The organism is Stutzerimonas sp. KH-1, from assembly GCF_054483855.1.
On sequence record NZ_CM137011.1, the window covers coordinates 3,268,958 to 3,286,471 of the forward strand.

General features: G+C 60.1%; 12 protein-coding genes. 9 read left to right on the forward strand and 3 right to left on the reverse strand.

All coding sequences use genetic code 11. From position 1 onward, the window contains the following. The first annotated feature begins 1 nt into the window (after position 1). On the forward strand, positions 2-214 hold the full coding sequence (locus ACX1DW_RS15835; RefSeq protein ID WP_095939847.1) for a DUF4224 domain-containing protein: 213 nt from the start codon (positions 2-4) through the stop codon (positions 212-214). Further along, complete coding sequence (locus ACX1DW_RS15840) at positions 211-1,359, forward strand: site-specific integrase (protein ID WP_458991860.1); 1,149 nt, start codon at positions 211-213, stop codon at positions 1,357-1,359. The genes ACX1DW_RS15835 and ACX1DW_RS15840 overlap by 4 nt, the downstream gene beginning before the upstream one ends. On the opposite strand, the gene ACX1DW_RS15845 is transcribed toward ACX1DW_RS15840, so the two are convergent. Further along, complete coding sequence (locus tag ACX1DW_RS15845) at positions 1,356-2,117, reverse strand: NYN domain-containing protein (RefSeq protein WP_458991861.1); 762 nt, start codon at positions 2,115-2,117, stop codon at positions 1,356-1,358. The genes ACX1DW_RS15840 and ACX1DW_RS15845 overlap by 4 nt on opposite strands. 541 nt (positions 2,118-2,658) lie before the next feature. Here ACX1DW_RS15845 and ACX1DW_RS15850 point away from each other — a divergent pair. The 7 genes from ACX1DW_RS15850 (at position 2,659) to ACX1DW_RS15880 (ending at position 14,483) form a co-directional block, all read left to right on the forward strand. After that, positions 2,659-2,835, forward strand: a complete 177-nt coding sequence (locus ACX1DW_RS15850; protein ID WP_139113518.1) for a helix-turn-helix transcriptional regulator — start codon at positions 2,659-2,661, stop codon at positions 2,833-2,835. A gap of 263 nt (positions 2,836-3,098) precedes the next feature. Then, positions 3,099-4,619, forward strand: a complete 1,521-nt coding sequence (locus ACX1DW_RS15855; RefSeq protein ID WP_437235237.1) for a YfjI family protein — start codon at positions 3,099-3,101, stop codon at positions 4,617-4,619. A 212-nt stretch (positions 4,620-4,831) separates the two neighbouring features. Beyond that, the gene (locus tag ACX1DW_RS15860) at positions 4,832-7,330 is read left to right on the forward strand and encodes a type I restriction-modification system subunit M (RefSeq protein WP_458991862.1); all 2,499 of its coding nucleotides are present in this window, start codon (positions 4,832-4,834) and stop codon (positions 7,328-7,330) included. Beyond that, the gene (locus ACX1DW_RS15865; protein WP_458991863.1) at positions 7,323-8,651 is read left to right on the forward strand and encodes a restriction endonuclease subunit S; all 1,329 of its coding nucleotides are present in this window, start codon (positions 7,323-7,325) and stop codon (positions 8,649-8,651) included. Before ACX1DW_RS15860 ends, ACX1DW_RS15865 begins: the two co-directional genes overlap by 8 nt. A 1-nt stretch (position 8,652) precedes the next feature. Further along, positions 8,653-10,308, forward strand: coding sequence for an ATP-binding protein (locus ACX1DW_RS15870; protein ID WP_458991864.1), 1,656 nt, complete (start codon positions 8,653-8,655; stop codon positions 10,306-10,308). Between the two features lie 147 nt (positions 10,309-10,455). After that, positions 10,456-13,785 carry a type I restriction endonuclease subunit R gene (locus ACX1DW_RS15875; protein WP_458991865.1) on the forward strand — a complete coding sequence of 1,110 codons (3,330 nt, stop codon included), beginning with the start codon at positions 10,456-10,458 and terminating at the stop codon, positions 13,783-13,785. Continuing rightward, positions 13,782-14,483: a M48 family metallopeptidase gene (locus ACX1DW_RS15880; protein WP_458991866.1), complete on the forward strand. Its 702-nt coding sequence runs from the start codon at positions 13,782-13,784 to the stop codon at positions 14,481-14,483. The genes ACX1DW_RS15875 and ACX1DW_RS15880 overlap by 4 nt, the downstream gene beginning before the upstream one ends. A gap of 53 nt (positions 14,484-14,536) precedes the next feature. Here the strand turns inward: ACX1DW_RS15880 and ACX1DW_RS15885 are convergent, their stop codons facing one another. Both ACX1DW_RS15885 and ACX1DW_RS15890 read right to left on the reverse strand, forming a co-directional pair. Further along, positions 14,537-15,097: a recombinase family protein gene (locus ACX1DW_RS15885; protein WP_045633827.1), complete on the reverse strand. Its 561-nt coding sequence runs from the start codon at positions 15,095-15,097 to the stop codon at positions 14,537-14,539. Between the two features lie 552 nt (positions 15,098-15,649). Then, entirely contained in the window at positions 15,650-17,218 is a 1,569-nt protein-coding gene (locus tag ACX1DW_RS15890) for an anti-phage dCTP deaminase (RefSeq protein WP_313482228.1), read from the reverse strand. Between the last annotated feature and the right edge of the window lie 296 nt (positions 17,219-17,514).

Genomic DNA, 17,514 nt, shown 5'->3' on the forward strand with positions numbered 1-17,514 from the left:
GATGAGCAGCAATGTCGCCGGCATCCTAGACTTCGAAGACCTGCAGAAGGTGACGGGCTACCAGCGCCGCGCCGACGTCGAGCGCACGCTCCGCAAGCAAGGAATCCGGATATTCCACGGCCGCCTAGGCCCGTGGACAACCACCGATCTGATCAACCAGGCGGGCGGCCTCAAGCCCGGCAACCAGGAACACTACGACCCGAGCATCGTATGAGACGTGGACGCAAGCGGCAGCACAGCCCGCACATACCCAAGCACATCGACCAGGCCGCTCTCCCAGCGGCCGTTTACTTCGACCATCGCGGATCTGGCGTGTGGTACACCCTCTATCTGGACGAGGCCGGCAAGCAGCGCCGCACCAACCTCGCCGGCCGGGATGTAACCCTGTCCGAGCTGCACCGGATCATGGAAGAGCGCGCCGGCATCGACCGCGACAGCCTGACCTTCCTCGCCGAGCAGTTCCACAAGAGCGACCAGTTCAAACGCCTGGCCAAGAAGACCCAGGACGACTACTGCTACTCACGCGACGTGCTGCTGGGCATCCCTACGAAGCTGGGCAAGCCGCTGGGCGAGCTGGCCGTGCGCAAGTTCACCCCGCCGCTGGTGCAACGCGTGGTGGATCGGATCGCCTTGGATGGCACACCATCCAAGGCAGCCCACGCCCTGCGCTACCTGCGCCGGCTGATGCAGTGGGGCCGCAACCGTGGCTATGTCGACGTCAACCCGGCCCAAGGCATCGAGGCACCGAAGGAGCGCAAGCTGCGCCGCCTTCCAGAGCCTACGGCGATGGCCGCGCTGATCCAGTTTGCCCAGCAGCAGGGCAGACTGACCCGCGGCGAGAAAGGCGCCTGCGCGCCGTACCTCTGGTACGTGATGGAGATCAGCTACCTGTGCCGCCTGCGCGGCATCGAGACCGTCACCCTCACCGATGCGAACGAGACCCCCGAAGGCGTGCTCACCAACCGCCGCAAGGGCAGCCGCGACAACATCGTGCGCTGGACGCCACGCCTACGCGCGGCGTGGGATGCAGCCAAGCAGGTGCGAGCCGATATTTGGGAGAAGAAGAAAATGCCGGTGCCGATCGCGGCCGAGCAGCGCCGGCTGATCGTCGCCGCCCACGGCGGCGCCCTGCAGAAGACCAGTCTGGACACGGCCTGGCAGCGCCTAGTCACCCAGGCAATCGAGAAGGGAGTCATGACCGCCGAGCAACGCTTCGGCCTGCACGACTTCAAGAGGAGGGGCATCACCGACACGGAAGGCACCCGCGCCGACAAGCAGCAGGCCTCAGGCCACCGCAGCGAGGGGATGCTGGACGTCTACGACCACAGCGTGCCGGTGGTTAATCCAGCGGGGGATTAAACTTCGCCTGGCACTGCAGGCAGAACGACAGCCTGCTCGGCTGGAGCCGCCGCCACAGCAGCAGGGCGCGCGGCGGCGCCAGGCTTGGGGCAGGTAGAACGGAGACCATCGATGTGCTCCATCAACCCGTCCGGAATACTCTGCCACATGGGGTCGAGAATGAAGTCGATCCCTTCCCGGCGCGCAAGCTTCGCCGCCGGAACAAAGTCAGCATCGCCAGCGATCAGAACGATCTGGTCCACCTGCTTCTTGAAAGACAGGGACGCAACATCAACCCCAATCCGCATATCAACACCCTTCTGCTTGGTGTCGATTCGCACATCATCAGCGGTCAGGTCCGCCACCTGAAGCTGCCCCTTTAGCATCAAAGCAATCTTGTCAGGCCGGATAGTCCAACGGACATCCTTTGAGAGATGCCCCATTCGAAGGGCCAGCTTCCGCTTATTCAACAGCTGCCGGTGCAGCTCCTTACGAAAAACCGCTTCCTGCGAAAGCGCGAAGTCGACAGAACGCTTGCTGATCGGGTTGTGGTACTTCTTGTCCAGAGGTGGACAGTCGTAGAAGAAAATCCTGTAAAGCTCACGGCGAGGGCCCTTGCCTTGGCCTCCACCATTGGGCTTCGAAGCAGGAGCCAAATGCGCTATCGCCCACCGATGGATCAGGTCAGCCGCCCGCTGGGCATCATAGGCATTGTCCGGCTCAATCTTTCGAAAACGCTTGATGAAAAAAGCACCGTCCACAAGGATCGCCGTTGGCATTTCACCGCTCCAGAAAGCATAACGCCCAAGGGTTCGGCACGTCCTGGATAGGGTGGACGGCTTACTGCCTTGGGCGGGATGCGGCGAAGATTAGTGTTAGCAGTTGCTAAAAGCAAGCGGTGACGTAAAAAACGGCGTCAACATTACGGAGCACGCGGCCGCCAAGGTGGCTAAACCCGTAATAAAGAATGCTCTAAGTGTATGATATTGTTATAGCGGGCTGGTTACTTGTAATCAGTAGGTCCCGGGTTCGACTCCTGGTGCCGGCACCATAGAAATCAACGACTTAGGCTCACCGCAAGGTGGGCCTTTTTCGTTTCTGCTCAACACTTTGCTCAACACTTCCACCTTGCTCAACGTTATCGGCCAACCCTAGCCGAAAGTCAGGCAACACTTTGCCAGTCCAAGGCGCCCGTGTTCGGGCTCGGACGACTTCCCGTTCGGTGATTTTCTAAACTGACAAGAATCTGGTCAGATTAGGCCCCAAAACGATTTCACGAACCGGCACAGTGTTTCCAGACATCAACGAGGAGCACCTGCCATGTCGCAACAACCCTTCCTGACCAACGCCGAACTCTGTCAGTTGCTGCGCTGCAGCCAAACCACGCTTTGGCGCCTGCGCCGCGATACCCCTGGGTTTCCCCAGCCCTGCCGACTCGGTCGCCGACTGCTATGGAACCGCGAGCAGGTTGAGCAAGCCGTCGGCCTCGCACGCTGAGCACCAAGCTGCGACTTCAGATCCCGCACGCATACCACCCTCTGGGGCACCTCCAATCCGGCACGACGCGCTACATCGTGAGCGCAACCGCGCTGCCGCGACGTGGCAATGAGTGCGGGCACCTGCTGGCAGTGGTGCACGCACCCACCCGGAGAGTCTGTTGATCGCCTCCGGGATCAAGGCGAACGCCACGCTGAGGCTGCGCGGCTTCCAGCCTGAACCTTTAAGACCTCCAACCTGCGCCTGTGCCAGGAGGCCCACGCATGACCGCCACTTTTTTGAACGCGACGACACTTCCAGAGCCGATACCCTTGCAACCCGCTCTGGAAGCCGCCACGCCCTACCCCCTCAAAGCCCTTGGCGACATCTTGGGAGGCGCTACAACGGCCATCATCGAGGCCGTCCAGGTTCCCGATGCGCTGGCCGCTCAGTCAGTCCTCGCTGCTGCAGCAATGGCTGCTCAACCACACGCTAACGTACAGCGTGCCGGACAACTCATTCCTCTTTCGTTGTTTTTCCTGACCGTTGCGGAGTCAGGCGACCGAAAAAGCGCTGCCGACCGCCTGGCGCTGAGTGCCCACCATGATCGACAGCGCCAGTTGTTGGACGGCTACAAAGCAGAGAAGCAAGATTACCGCGACAAACGCGACGCCTACCAACGCTGCCGCGACCTGATCCTGGACAGGGCCAAGGGCTCGCCCGAGGCTGTGACCGCCGAACTGGCCAAACTGGAGGAGCCTGCCACGCCGCTGATGCCGTTCATCCTGGCTGAGGAACCAACTCTAGAGGGCCTGCAGAAATCGTTGTTGAACGGCCACCCCTCGCAGGGGCTTTTCAGCGACGAAGGTGGGCAATTCTTTGGCGGGCATGCCAGCAGACCCGAGAACATGCTCAAGAGCGTTGCGGGGCTATCCAAACTGTGGGACGGGGCGCCTATCATCCGCACTCGCGCCGCAGAGGGTGAAAGCGCTTCCCGCAGCGGCTGCCGCCTGAGCGCGCACCTGATGGTTCAGCCAATAGTCGCGCATGAGGTGCTAGCCAGTCCTCTGATGCAAGGGCAAGGATTTCTGGCGCGCTTTCTGCTGGCCTGGCCGCAGTCACTCGCCGGTAGCCGCCTCTACCGTGACATTGATCCTTTGAGCGACGTCCGCTTGCAGCGCTACTGGCAGTGCATGGCCCACTTACTGAAGCGCGCGACGCAGTTTGACGAAGCTGGGCAACTGCTGCCTCCGACGCTGCCCTTGGAGCGCGACGCCTTGGTTGCGTGGATCGCCACTCACGACGCCATCGAAGTACAACTTGGCAAAGGGGGCGATCTTCAAGAGATCAAGCCCACGGCCGCCAAGGCCGGGGAAAACCTACTACGCATTGCGGGGGTGTTGGCAGTCGTCGAGAACGCCGAGGCTATCACCCGCCCTGTCGTTGAGCGCTCCGCCATCCTGATGCATTGGTATCTCGCAGAAGCGTTGCGCCTTAGCAACCCAGCGAAGCCGGAGCCCCAGCTGCTACAGGCGCAGAGTCTGTTCGACTGGCTGCATGCCAAAGGCTGGCACAGCTTCGAAGCGCGCACCCTGCAACGGGAGGGGCCGCGCTTCGCCCGCAAGAGCGCCGCCCTGCGTGACAAGCTGCTGTCCATCTTGGTGGAGCATCACTACCTCCTGAGCAGCGACGGAAAACACTTCCGGATCAATCCCGTGGCGACACCGGCGACACCGGCGACAAAGCCCGTGGCTCAGGTGGCTTTCACTGGCGACACCCTTGCGACTACTGGCGACAAACCCTAGTTGTCGCCACCTGTCGCCATGCTGTCGCGTAGCGCTATAGCCGCCCCCACCGGCGCTGTCGCCAGTGTCGCCGTTGTCGCCACCTCTACAATCGACGTAACTCAACTCTAGGCGTGCTCAGCTGCAGCCCGCCGTCCGGCTTGGGTTAGAATCCCCGGCATTTATGCCATCAGGACAGGCACCTGCGACAGGTGCCCACACGGGATTCAGTAATGCCCCTCACGCTTCAACAACTGGAACGCCACCTGTTCAAGGCCGCCGACATCCTGCGCGGCAAGATGGATGCCTCGGAGTTCAAGGAATACATCTTCGGAATGCTGTTCCTCAAGCGCTGCTCAGATGTGTTCGAGGAGCGCTACGAGCAGGTCATTGCCGAGGAGCTGAAAGCGGGCAAAAGCAAGGCCGAGGCCCATATCACGGCGGAAAACCCTCGCTGGTACAAGCGCGATGGCAATTTCTGGGTGCCCAGCCAGTCGCGTTTCAAGCATCTGGTCAACGAAGCGCACATTAATGTCGGCGACCTGCTGAACAAGGCCTTGGCCGGTATCGAGGAAAACAATTCCTCCCTGGAAGGGGTTTTGGAACACATCGACTTCACCCGGAAAGTTGGCCAGAGCAAGATTCCCGACCAGAAGCTGCGCCAGCTCATCACCCACTTCGGTGATGTGCGCCTGCGCAACAGCGACTTTGAATTCCCCGACCTGCTCGGCGCCGCCTATGAGTACCTGATCGCTGAATTTGCCGACTCCGCGGGCAAGAAAGGCGGCGAGTTCTATACGCCACGTTCGGTGGTGCGGTTGATGGTGCACCTGCTCAAGCCGACTCTGGCCCACGATATATATGACCCCTGCTGCGGCTCGGGCGGCATGCTGATTGCAGCCAAGGAATACATCGACGAGCACGGCGAGGATGGTCGCAAGGCCAACCTGTTCGGCCAGGAGTTCAACGGTACCGTCTGGTCCATCGCGCAGATGAACATGCTCCTGCATGGCATCAGCAACGCCTGGCTGGAGAACGAAGACACCCTGGCTGACCCGCGCCATATCGAAGGTGGCGAACTGCGCCGCTTCGACCGCATCCTCACCAACCCGCCCTTCTCCATCAACTGGGGCCACACTGAAAAAAACGCCGACGGCAGCCTGGCCTGGAACCCGACCTTCCGCGAAGAGCGCTTCCGTTTCGGCGAGGTGCCGCTGGGCTCCAAGAAGGCTGACCTGATGTTCCTCCAGCACATGCTCGCCGTGACCCGCGACGAGGGCATGATCGCCACCGTACTGCCCCACGGCGTGCTGTTCCGTGGCGGTGAGGAAAAAGCCATTCGCGCCGGCATCATCGAAGCGGATCTGCTCGAAGCGGTGATCGGCCTGCCCGCCAACCTTTTCTACGGTACCGGCATCCCAGCCTGCATCCTGATCCTGCGGCAACAGAAGCAGGAAGGCGCCAACCGGGTCAGCGCCAAGCCCGCCGCGCGCGAGGGCAAGGTGCTGTTCATCAACGCCGACCGAGAGTTTTTCGAAGGCCGCGCGCAGAACTTACTGCTGCCCGAACACATCGAGAAGATCACTACTGCCTACGAGGAATTTCGCCAGATCGACGGCCTCAGCGACGTGGTAGACATCGCCACCCTGCGCGACAACGACTACAACCTGAACATCCGGCGCTATGTGGACAACGCGCCGCCGCCCGAACCTCATGACGTGCGCGCCCACCTGCTCGGCGGCGTGCCCAAGGCCGAAGTACAGGCCAAGGCCGCACTGTTCAGCGCCCACGGCCTCGATCCGCTGGACCTGTTCGCCGAACGCGACGCACAGTATTTCGACTTCAAGCCCGAACTGACCCAACGCGCCGACCTCAAGCCCGCCATCGAGGGCAATCCCGGTCTGCAGCTCAAGGAAGCGTCGATTCGCGCCGCCTTCGAGGCGTGGTGGAGCGAACACAGCCCGCGCATCACCGCCCTGGCTGGGAAGCTGGACGACAGCGTCGCGCTGGTCAGCCTGCGCGGCGAGCTGCTGGCCAGCTTCAGTGAAACCCTGGAGCGTATCGGCCTGCTCGATCCCTTCCAGGTCCGCGGCATCGTCGCCGGCTTCTGGTACCAGAGCAAATACGACTTCCTTGGCCTGATGGCACGCGGCAGCAGCGGCGTGATGGATGCCTGGCGCACCAGTATCGTCACTGCCCTGGAAGACAAGGCTAGCAAGCAGAACCCGCTGGAGCACAAGCTGGTGAAATTCCTGCTTGGCGATTTCGTCGCCGGGCTGGCCGAGTTGGAAGCAAAGAAGGCCGAACTGGAAAGCCAGATCAAGGCCGCTACCCCAGCCAAGGGCGAGGATGGCGACGAGACCGAGAGTGAGGCGGAAACCGGCGACGATGAGGAAAACGCCGTTGATGAAGCCCAGCTCAGGGACTGGAAGGCCGAGCTGACCAAGGTAAAAAAGCAGCTCAAAACTCAGAAGGACAACTTCGCCAGCCACCTGAACAAGGCCGTCGACGGCCTGGACGAGCAGCAGGCCGGCGAGCTGCTGCTGACCATCCTGCACAACGATATGCAGGCCATCGTCGAGCGCTACATTGCTGCCCAGCGCAAGCAGATCGTCGCCGCCTTCGAGAACTGGTGGGACAAGTACCGGGTAACGCTGAACGAGATCGAGCAGAAGCGCGATGCAGCGGCGGAGGCGTTGCAGGGATTCTTGAAGGGGTTGGGGTATGTCTGAGATTTCTTGGTCTACCCGATCCATCCGGGAGTGCTTGGCAGAAAGCTTTGCAGGCGAGTGGGGTGCGGAGCCTCTGCCAGGAAATGCTCGCGTTCTGCGCGCTACCGATATTGACGATGAGGGTCACGTCATTGGCTCTGGCGCTTTGCGACGCCTCCCCCTTGGCAAGCTGACGAGTCGGCAACTGGAAGATGGCGATATTTTGTTGGAAGGCTCCGGTGGCGGGCCTGACAAACCTGTAGGGCGGGTTGCATTTTTCGATGCTGTCGAGCATCAAGGCCCCGCAGTTTGCTCGAACTTCTTCAAAACTCTGCGCCCTGACCGGCGCGTGGCCGAGCCTAGATTCCTGTGGCGGAAGCTGATGTGGTTTTACCGTCAGCCAACGCTGCTGACTTTCCAGCAGCAGACCACTGGCATCATCAACCTCAAGTTTGAGGAGTACCTCAATGCGACTATCGAGGTTCCGGCTGACCTGGCTGAGCAACGTGTCATCGCCCAACTCCTCGACACCCTCGACACCGCCATCCGCGAAACCGAGGCGCTGATCGACAAGCTCAAGGCCGTCAAACAGGGCCTGCTGCACGACCTGCTGACCCGCGGCATCGATGCCAACGGCCAACTGCGCCCGCCACAGAGCGAAGCGCCGCAGCTTTACAAGGAGTCTCCGTTAGGGTGGATTCCGAGGGAGTGGGAAACCACCCTCCTCGGGACATGTACGTCGTGGTCAAGTGGCGGAACGCCAAGCCGTGCTGTTGCTTCCTACTGGAAAGGCGATGTTCCGCTGTTAACCCCGAAAGATATGAAGTCCTTTGAACTCAACGACACGATTGAGCATGTTAGCGCTGCTGCGGCTAACTCAGGCTCGAGGCTGATGCCAGCTGAAACGGTGTTCATTGTGGTCAGAGGCATGATCCTTGCGCATTCGTTCCCTGTCGTGCTGGCAGCATGTCCTATGGCTTTCAATCAAGATGTGAAAGCCATTAGTGCAGGGGAACAGCTCCATTCGCGTTTCTTGGCGTATTGGTTAGTCGCCAATGCCGATGGATTTCTCCGAAAGGTTACAGAGGCTACTCACGGCACCAAAAAATTGGACATGGAAAACCTTGTGGGCTTTCCAATGGGGCTCCCTTCACTACAAGAGCAGGCCGCTATTACCGCTCGCCTGGAAGCTGCTTCTAAAAAATACGTAACGGAGGCTGAATATCTGTCCCAGTTGTCGGAAATGAAAACCGGCCTAATGGACGACCTCCTCACCGGCCGAATCCGCGTCACTCCACTGCTGGAATCCATGCAGCAGCCTGTTGCACAAACGGGAGCCTGATATGACCCCGCACCTGCCGCCCCGCGAATCCCTCACCGTCGAGTTTAAGAGCGACCTGAAGAAGCTCCCCGACCGCGAGCTGATCGAGGCGCTGGTCTGTCTGGCCAATGCCGAGGGCGGCGAGTTATGGCTGGGCGTCGAGGACGACGGCACGCCCACCGGCCTGCATTCCGACCATCGCCTGCTGGAAGGAATGGCCGGCATGGTGGCGGCGCGCACGTCGCCATCATTGTCCGTGCAGGCCGAGGCGGTCGAGGTGGGCGGCGTGACCGTGGCGCGCATCCGCGTACCCAAGGCCCAGGGCGAGGTGGCCACCACCAACGGCGTCTACCTGCGCCGCCGTCTCAAGCACGACGGCACCCCCGAATGCGTGGCCATGCTGCCCCACGAGCGGGCCAGCCGCGCCTCTAGCTTCGGCCTGATCGACGTGTCGGCCCAGCCGGTGGCCGGCGCCAGCCTGGCAGACCTCGACCCGCTGGAGCGCGAGCGCCTGCGCCAGGCCGTGCAGCAGTACGGCGGCGACCGCGTGCTGCTCGAACTGGACGACGAAGCCCTCGACGGTGCACTGACACTTACCGCACGCCAGCCTGATGGTTCGCGCGTGCCAACCCTGACCGGCCTGCTGCTGGTTGGCCGGGAAACGTCCCTGCGCCAGTTAGTGCCCACCCACGAATTCGCCTTCCAGGTGCTGGCCCAGCAGGCGGTGCGTTTCAACGAGTTCCGCCGCTTCCCGCTGCTCAAGGCGCTGGACTGGCTGGAAACCAACTTCCGCCCTTACAACCCCGAGGAAGAGCTGCAGGTCGGCCTGTTCCGCGTGCCGGTGCCCAAGGTGGACATGGGCGCCTTCCGCGAAGCCGTGGCCAACGCGCTGATCCACCGCGACTATCACCGCCTCGGCGCGGTGCATGTGCGCCTTGAAGACGAAGCGCTCGTAGTCAGCAACCCCGGCGGGCTGGTAGATGGCGTGACCCTGGCCAACCTGCTGGTCACCGAACCGCGCCCGCGCAACCCGGCCTTGGCCGACGCCATGAAGCGCATCGGCGTGGTCGAGCGCTCCGGGCGCGGCGTGGACAAGATCTTTCGCGGCATGCTCAAGTTCGGCCGCCCGGCACCGGATTACGGCTACACCACCGCACAAAGCGTGGTGCTGCGCCTGCCCACTACCGAAGCCGACCTCGACTTTCGCCGCTTGGTGGTCGAGCACGAGCGCGCCACCAACGCCGAGCTGCCCATCGACAGCCTGATAGCCCTGGCCGCCCTTCGCGCGACCAAACGGGTGTCGGTGGATGAATTGGCCGGGCAGATTCAGCGCGATACCGCGAGCGCCAAACGCACCCTGGAAGCCCTGACCGAGGCTGGTCTGGTGGAAGCACATGGCTCCACCCGGGCACGCAGTTACACCCTGTCGGCCAGTTTGTATCAGGCCGTAGGTAACAAGGCGGCTTACACCCGGCAAGCCGGCTTCAGTCCTATCCAGCACGAGCAAATGGTTCTCAACTATGTGCAGCAGCATGGGCAGATCAAACGGGCCGAGGTGATGGAGCTGTGCCGGTTAAGCGAGGGGCAGGCGAAAGATCTGCTCAAACGCATGAAGGGTAGCGGCGCCCTGGCGTTGCACGGAAGGGGGCCCGCCTCGGCCTATCAGCTCCCCGAATAGCCGATCGATCGGATGGATCGGATGAAATCGGATGGAATCGGATGGATCATCCCTCTGGTTGGGAATTGCGCCCTTCGAGACCGCGCAGGGGTTATGGATGTTATGGGGGTTTTGCTCCCATAAAGGCCGGATTAAAAGGAGTGGCCTGTGGGTTGGGAATTGGAAGATGTCGAGAAGCCCTTTGTTACGCAGCTGCAAGGTTTGGGCTGGACACCTGTAGAAGGTAGCCTCGACGACCCGGCACTGACCGGGCGTGGCAGTTTCTCCGAGGTGATACAGGAGGCGCTGTTGCGAGATCGGTTGCGCGCGCTCAACCTGCGCGACGGCCAACCCTGGCTGGATGATGAGCGACTGTCCGAGGCAGTCGCGGCCATTAACCGCCTGGGTACGGCGAAACTCATGGAAGCCAACCAGAAAGCCACCGAGCTGCTGCTCAAGGGCATCACCGTCGATGGCCTACCTGGCTGGGATGGTGGACGCGGGCAGACCATCCAGTACATCGACTGGGATACTCCAGCCAACAACCGCTTCAGCGTAATCAACCAGTACCGCGTGGACTGCCCTGCCGGTTACGACAGCGGCAAGAAATTCATCGTCCCCGATCTGGTGTTGCTGGTGAACGGCATCCCGCTGGTGGTGGTGGAGTGCAAGAGCCCTTCCATCCCCGAACCGCTGGCCGAGGCGGTGGACCAGCTGCGGCGTTACAGCAACCAGCGCAAGGCGGACGCCGAGGTCGAGCACAACGAGGGCAACGAGGCGCTGTTCGCCAGCGTGCAACTGCTGATTGCCTGTAGCTTCGACGAAGCTCGCGTCGGCTGTATCGGGGCCGGCTTTGCCCATTACGCACAGTGGAAGACGGTAGTCGGCCCGGATGGCAGTGGCAGCGAGCAGGCGGTCGCCGAGTCGCTGGGCAAGGCGAAGCTGTCGGAGCAGGAGCGCTTGGTGGCGGGCATGTTGTCGCCCGAGCATCTGCTCGATCTCATCCGCCATTTCATGCTGTTCATGCAGGTGGGCGGGCAGACCATCAAGACGGTTTGCCGTTACCAGCAATACCGCGCGGCGAACCATGCCATCAGTCGCCTGAAGGGCGGACAAACCCGCGCGCAGCATGGCGAAAGCGACCAGCGCGGCGGCATCGTCTGGCACACCCAGGGTTCGGGCAAGAGCCTGACCATGGTTTTTCTGGTGCGCAAGATGCGTACCGATGAACAGCTGCGGCGCTTCAAGGTGATCGTGGTCACCGACCGTAAGGATCTGCAGAGCCAGTTGGCCGCCACCGCCACCTTGAGCGGCGAGGCACCGGAAGTGGCCGCGAATATCGCGGGCGTGAAAGCCCTGGCCCGGCGCGAAGGGCCGGGGCTGGTATTCGCCACCATCCAGAAGTACCGCAACCCCGAGCTGGAAGAAGAAGCCTCCGGTGCCATTGAGATCGGTGAGATAAATCCGGCTGCCAAGGCGGCTGAAAAACGCGCTCCCTACCAGGGGAACAAGCCGTTTGAAGTACTCAACACCGGCGAGAGCATTCTGGTACTGGTGGACGAGGCGCACCGCACCCAGGCGGGCGATCTGCACGCGAACCTGCTGGCCGGCCTGCCCAACTGCGCGCGTATCGGTTTTACCGGCACGCCGATCATCATGGGCGACAAGAAACGCACCCATGAGATTTTCGGTGCATTCATCGATAAGTACACCATCCGCGAAGCCGAGGCCGATGGCGCCACGGTGCCCGTGCTGTACGAGGGGCGCACGGCTCAGGGCGCGGTGAAGGATGGGGCCAGCCTCGATGAGCTGTTCGAGGATCTGTTCCGCGAGCACACCCAAGAAGAACTGGAACTGATCAAGAAGAAGTACGCGACCAAGGGCCATATCTTCGACGCGCCGGCACTGATTGCCGACAAGGCGCGGGACATCATCCGGCACTATGTCACCAACATCCTGCCCAACGGCTACAAGGCCCAGGTGGTGGCCTACAGCCGGATAGCGGCGGTGCGTTATTACCATGCGCTGCAGGCCGCCCGCGATGAATTGCTGGCAGAGGCCGACGCCCTGCCAGCCACTGACAAGGCACTCGACGACGAAGCCCTGTGCCAACGCCCGCCCAAGCTGCAAGCGCGGGTGCAGGCCTGGCGCTATCGCGAGACGCTGCAAGCGCTGGAGTTCGCGCCGATCATTTCCGGGACCAATAACGATCCCTCCGAATGGAAGGTGTGGACCGACGGAGCCAAGCACGAACAGCTGATCAAGCGCTTTAAGAAGCCACTGCACCACGAGCAGCCGGGCAAGGCCGATCCGCTGGCATTCCTGATCGTCAAATCCATGCTGCTGACCGGCTTCGATGCACCCATTGAAGGCGTGATGTACCTCGACCGTCCGATCAAAGAGGCCGAGCTGTTGCAAGCCATTGCGCGGGTCAACCGTACCGGCTTCGGCAAGCGTTGCGGCATCGTGGTGGATTACTACGGGGTCGCCAACCATCTGCGAGAAGCCTTGGCGGCCTATGCCGACGAGGATATCGAGGGCGCGCTGACCAGCATTAAGGATGAGGTGCCGGTGCTGCGTGATCGGCATCTGCGCGTCATCGATGTGCTACGTCGTCAGGACATCGAAAACCTGGAAGACGCTGAAGCCTGCATTGCCGCTCTGGCGGAGGAGAAAGTACGGGCTGAGTTCACGGTAAAACTCAAAGCGTTTCTTGCCTCCCTGGATACCGTGTTGCCGCGTCCCGAAGGCCTGCCGTTCGTCAAGGATGCCAAGCGACTGGCCTATATCCATGCCCGTGCACGCAGCCGTTACAAGGACCTGCCGCAGTTGGGCAAGGACGTCGGCGTCAAAGTCCGCAAGCTGATCGACGATCACGTTATCTCGTTGGGTATCGACCCAAAGATTCCGCCGATCCAGCTGACCGATGCCAATTTCGAGAAGGAGCTGTCGCGCAGCGCCAACGATCGCGCCAAGGCGTCGGAAATGGAACACGCCATCCGCTCGCATGTGCGCAAGCATGCCGACGAAGACCCAGTGCTGTACCGCAAGCTCTCGGAGCGGCTGAATGAGCTGCTCAAGTCTCTGGGTGAGCAGTGGGATCAATTGGTGGTGCAGATGCAGAAGATCATCGACGAACTGCGCAGCGGCCAGTTGAGCGAGGAGAACACACCGCTGGACGTGCCGGAGCATTACGCACCGTTCCTGCGCACGCTGCTGGATGTCGTCTGCGCTGAGCGTGATGCGCAACCTGCCGAGCTGCTGCGACTCAAGGATGTCACGGTAGAACTGGTGGATTTGCTGGTCGATGAGCTGCAAAGCCACCGCGATATCTGGAGCCCACGCAAACGCGCCGCCCAGGAAGAACTGGCCGGACAGCTGTTCGATCACCTGATGCGCCTACGCCCACCGTTAGTGGATACCGACACGGCGGGGCTGCTAGCCGACCGTATGCTCGACCAGGCGCGCGCCAACCATGACAGGTTGATGCGGGTGTGAGCAGTCAGACACTGACCGTCGGCGACCTGCAGTTGTCGCTGCGCCGCAGTACGCGGCGCAAGACCCTGCAGATCACCGTCGAGCGCGATGGGGCGCTGATTCTCTCCAGCCCGCCGGACGTGGATGAACAAACCCTGCGGGAATTTGTGGCGGAAAAAACCTTCTGGATTTACTCGCGCCTGGCCGAGAAGGAGCGCCTGCAGCGGGCTATCCCTACCAAGGAATATGTGGATGGTGAGGGCTTTCTCTATCTGGGGCGCAGTTATCGTCTGAAGTTGGTGGACGAGCAGGTTGTACCCCTGAAGCTGACCGCCGGGCGTTTTCACCTGCTGCGCAGCGAGCTGGCACGCGCCCGCGAGCATTTTATCCGCTGGTACAGCGAACATGCCCGCAACTGGCTGGCAGTCCGCGTCAAGAATCACCAGGCGCGTATGGAAGTGACACCTGGCGGCGTGCGCGTGCAGGACCTGGGCTATCGCTGGGGGTCATGCGGAAAAGGCGCAGTGTTGTATTTCCACTGGAAAACCATCCTGCTGCCCAAGCACATCGCCGAATACGTTGTTGTGCATGAGATGGTGCACCTGCACGAGCCGCACCACACCCCGGAGTTCTGGCTACGCTTGGAGCGCGCCATGCCCGATTACGCCCAGCGAAAGAGCTGGCTGGCCGAACATGGCATTGAGGTGGAGGGGGTTTGACGCTCTTCCCCTGGATGGGAAGCTTTTCCCTACCAGGGATAAGGTTGTACTCGCTATGCCGGAGCCCGCAGATACTCATAGAGTGTGGCCCGGCTGATGCCGAACTCGCGAGCCAGCGCGGCTTTCGGTTCGCGCGCTTCAACACGACGCCGTAGCTCTTCGAGTCGGCTGTCACTCAGCGCTTTTTTCCTCCCTCGATAGACACCGCGCTGTTTCGCCAGGGAAATACCCTCGCGTTGCCGCTCACGAATCAAAGCCCGCTCGAACTCCGCGAACGCCCCCATGACTGAAAGCAGTAGGTTGGCCATCGGCGAATCCTCCCCGGTGAAGGCCAGCGACTCCTTCACGAACTCAATACGCACTCCCCGCCCGGTGAGCTGCTGCACCATGCGCCTCAAGTCATCGAGATTACGAGCCAGACGATCCATGCTGTGCACGACCAGCGTGTCACCCTCGCGCACGTAACTGAGCAACGCTTCGAGCTGCGGTCGCTGTGTGTCCTTGCCGGAGGCTTTGTCGATGAACACCTTGCTCACCTGAACGCCTTCGAGTTGCCGATCAGGGTTCTGGTCGAGCGTACTGACCCGTATGTAGCCGATCCGTTGTCCGTGCATATTGCCTTCCCAGCGAAATGTGTATGGCTGAGATTTTAAAGGCAGCCGGACAGATGCCAAATTACTGGAAAATCGACCCTATCCAGACAGGTTGGAGCGGGAGTTCGGGGTGTCTGGTTAGGGTATAGGCCATTCGGACAATGGGTGGCGACTATCGGCCAATTGCAGTCATACGTATGGGTGTAGGGCTAGTAAGTCAGCTGGACCTACGCTGGGGTGATAGCGAAATGGATAACTAGTGCCACAGCCCCTGAGCTAGCTCAGAGGTGGCTAAAAGAACCTGGAGCGGTGGAGAATTTTCCGGAGGAGCTTGGCCTGATGCGCATGCTCGCTAATGCAGCTACGCTCCTTTGGAAAGGAGACAATTACCCCTGTCGTTGCAGGTTTGCACGCAGATGCAGATAGAGGGGGCGCTGCATTTACTGGTACTGGCGCTCCGGCAGGCATGTCGAGGTATGCCCGTGGCTCGAAGCTAAAAGACAGTTGCATCACGCTCTCGGCCGCAAGGTCCGAATCCAACTGGCTCATGTTAAGCTCCTGTAGCAAGGCGCCTTAAAGGGCGCGGGATTCTAGCCCCTTAACCACCAACCCTTCAAGGGTCGACACCGCCTCGATTGAGATCTGAGCAACAGGCTCAGCATCTCTGGTGATCATCCGGCCATCCTTCTTCCGCCCTCCTGGATGGGCAGAGAAAAACTTGAGGTACCGTGATGGTGCGACCCCGTCAAAAGGCAAAACACGCACCTTCGTGGCGTCACTCTCATTTTCAGTTATAGCATCCTGATGGAGCTTTGTGGCAAGGCTTTTGCGATAGGGTTCTAGGAAAATTACTTCTTTGATACCTGCTGCGACAAGGTGCCTGGCACATGAGTGGCAGGGGTAAGTGGTCACGAAGAGCTTTGCGTTTCGAATCTTCATACCGTCTGTCGCCCCAGCATTCAGCAGAGCATGCATCTCCGCATGTACAGCCCTAGAAAATTCGATCAGTCCCTTGAGGTGAGTATTTTTACTAATAACAGTGAGAGCCAGAGCTTTCTTTTCCTCTGAGACAACCTCTGCATCTAGCAATTGTTTAACAATGTAGTCAGCTATTACTTTTTTCTCAAAGTCATTTGAGCACATGCCCCCTTTCATATTCCAGCAGCGACGGTCCTCGTCAGAGCTCAGCCCATCACCTTCCGTTTGGTAGAGACCGCCAAATGCCTTGGGAACATCGTTCCATCCAGTAGCGATGATTTCCCCATCTTCGCTAGAAATAGCCGCTCCCACCTGGCGAGAGAGGCATGCCGAGTTTCTAGCAGCGGAGAATGCCGCATACATAGCGCGCTCGTTGGACGTCGGGGTTGCAACCACGGTGCCAAGCATGAGGTCCAAAAAGCGCTTCACCCTGTTGCGTCGATGCGAGTCAGTAATTTTCTCAACGCGTAGGAAAAAATCCGAAAGAGGGAAGGTATCTTCAACACGTTGACCGTTATCGATCTCTTCACCCGAATCTCTATCAATCAGCTCATGCAGAGCAGCACCTTTTAAGGAGCTTTCTAGTCTAGATACGCGCATCTCGATTGGTGAGTACACCCCAACGACATAAAGCATGTCCCCATATATCGAGCGCAAAAGCCGCAGTTCATCAATGTGTTTGATCGAGTCAATAATGTGACACCACTTCAGTGTCACATTAGGCACCAAACTATCGCCATCATCGTCACTGAACATGTCAGGATGCTCAGATTTTTTTGCTTCTTCTGCCTTTAACTGCTCCCCAGCCCTGGCAAGACTGATTTTTCTGACAGCGAGCTTGGCCAAGACAGCATTGCCATGGGCTTTTCTAAGCTCATTTCCTGCATCAATCAGTTCCTTGATTGATGCGTTTTGTGGAAGTGATTCCTGATTCCTGATTTCTTCACTTAGCCTAATTGTTTCAACGCGTTCATAGCCGTAATCGGTGCTTTTCAACAATTCTTCAAAACTTTGAGCCACCTCATGTAGCGGCGTGCCGAGCGGACCGCACAGGGCGATAACAATCTGGGGAGTAAGCGTTTTCTGTATGGCTATGACGTCGTCGAAATTGGAATCTTTTTTTGAGCCGTGGACGACCTTTAGTGCTTGTTCTGGGGCTGCCATAGCGCATGTCCTTTGCTGAGCGGTGATAACGGAAAAACTGATTCTAGTATGTCTGCTTCGGGCTGTGCCACATGCCTGATTCTTAGAGTTTTGAAAACATACTGGTAAACGTCACTGCTCGGCTCATTTAAGATGCTTGCCTTCGTGAGCACGAATGACAGCAGTTGTTGGAAGCGGACGCCACTAACGGCAGTAATCGGCCGATAATAGTCATTCCAAAACGCAGTGCACATCCGGCGCTAGCCTCACCTCACCACCATCAACTCATCCCATCTCGCCCTAACGAGCCACGATAG

Bases quoted from the DNA above. Each gene is read 5' to 3' on its own strand.
- ACX1DW_RS15835 (WP_095939847.1), top strand. From the start codon at position 2: ATGAGCAGCAATGTCGCCGGCATCCTAGACTTCGAAGACCTGCAGAAG.
- ACX1DW_RS15840 (WP_458991860.1), top strand. From the start codon at position 211: ATGAGACGTGGACGCAAGCGGCAGCACAGCCCGCACATACCCAAGCAC.
- ACX1DW_RS15845 (WP_458991861.1), bottom strand. From the start codon at position 2,117: ATGCCAACGGCGATCCTTGTGGACGGTGCTTTTTTCATCAAGCGTTTT.
- ACX1DW_RS15850 (WP_139113518.1), top strand. From the start codon at position 2,659: ATGTCGCAACAACCCTTCCTGACCAACGCCGAACTCTGTCAGTTGCTG.
- ACX1DW_RS15855 (WP_437235237.1), top strand. From the start codon at position 3,099: ATGACCGCCACTTTTTTGAACGCGACGACACTTCCAGAGCCGATACCC.
- ACX1DW_RS15860 (WP_458991862.1), top strand. From the start codon at position 4,832: ATGCCCCTCACGCTTCAACAACTGGAACGCCACCTGTTCAAGGCCGCC.
- ACX1DW_RS15865 (WP_458991863.1), top strand. From the start codon at position 7,323: ATGTCTGAGATTTCTTGGTCTACCCGATCCATCCGGGAGTGCTTGGCA.
- ACX1DW_RS15870 (WP_458991864.1), top strand. From the start codon at position 8,653: ATGACCCCGCACCTGCCGCCCCGCGAATCCCTCACCGTCGAGTTTAAG.
- ACX1DW_RS15885 (WP_045633827.1), bottom strand. From the start codon at position 15,097: ATGCACGGACAACGGATCGGCTACATACGGGTCAGTACGCTCGACCAG.
- ACX1DW_RS15890 (WP_313482228.1), bottom strand. From the start codon at position 17,218: ATGGCAGCCCCAGAACAAGCACTAAAGGTCGTCCACGGCTCAAAAAAA.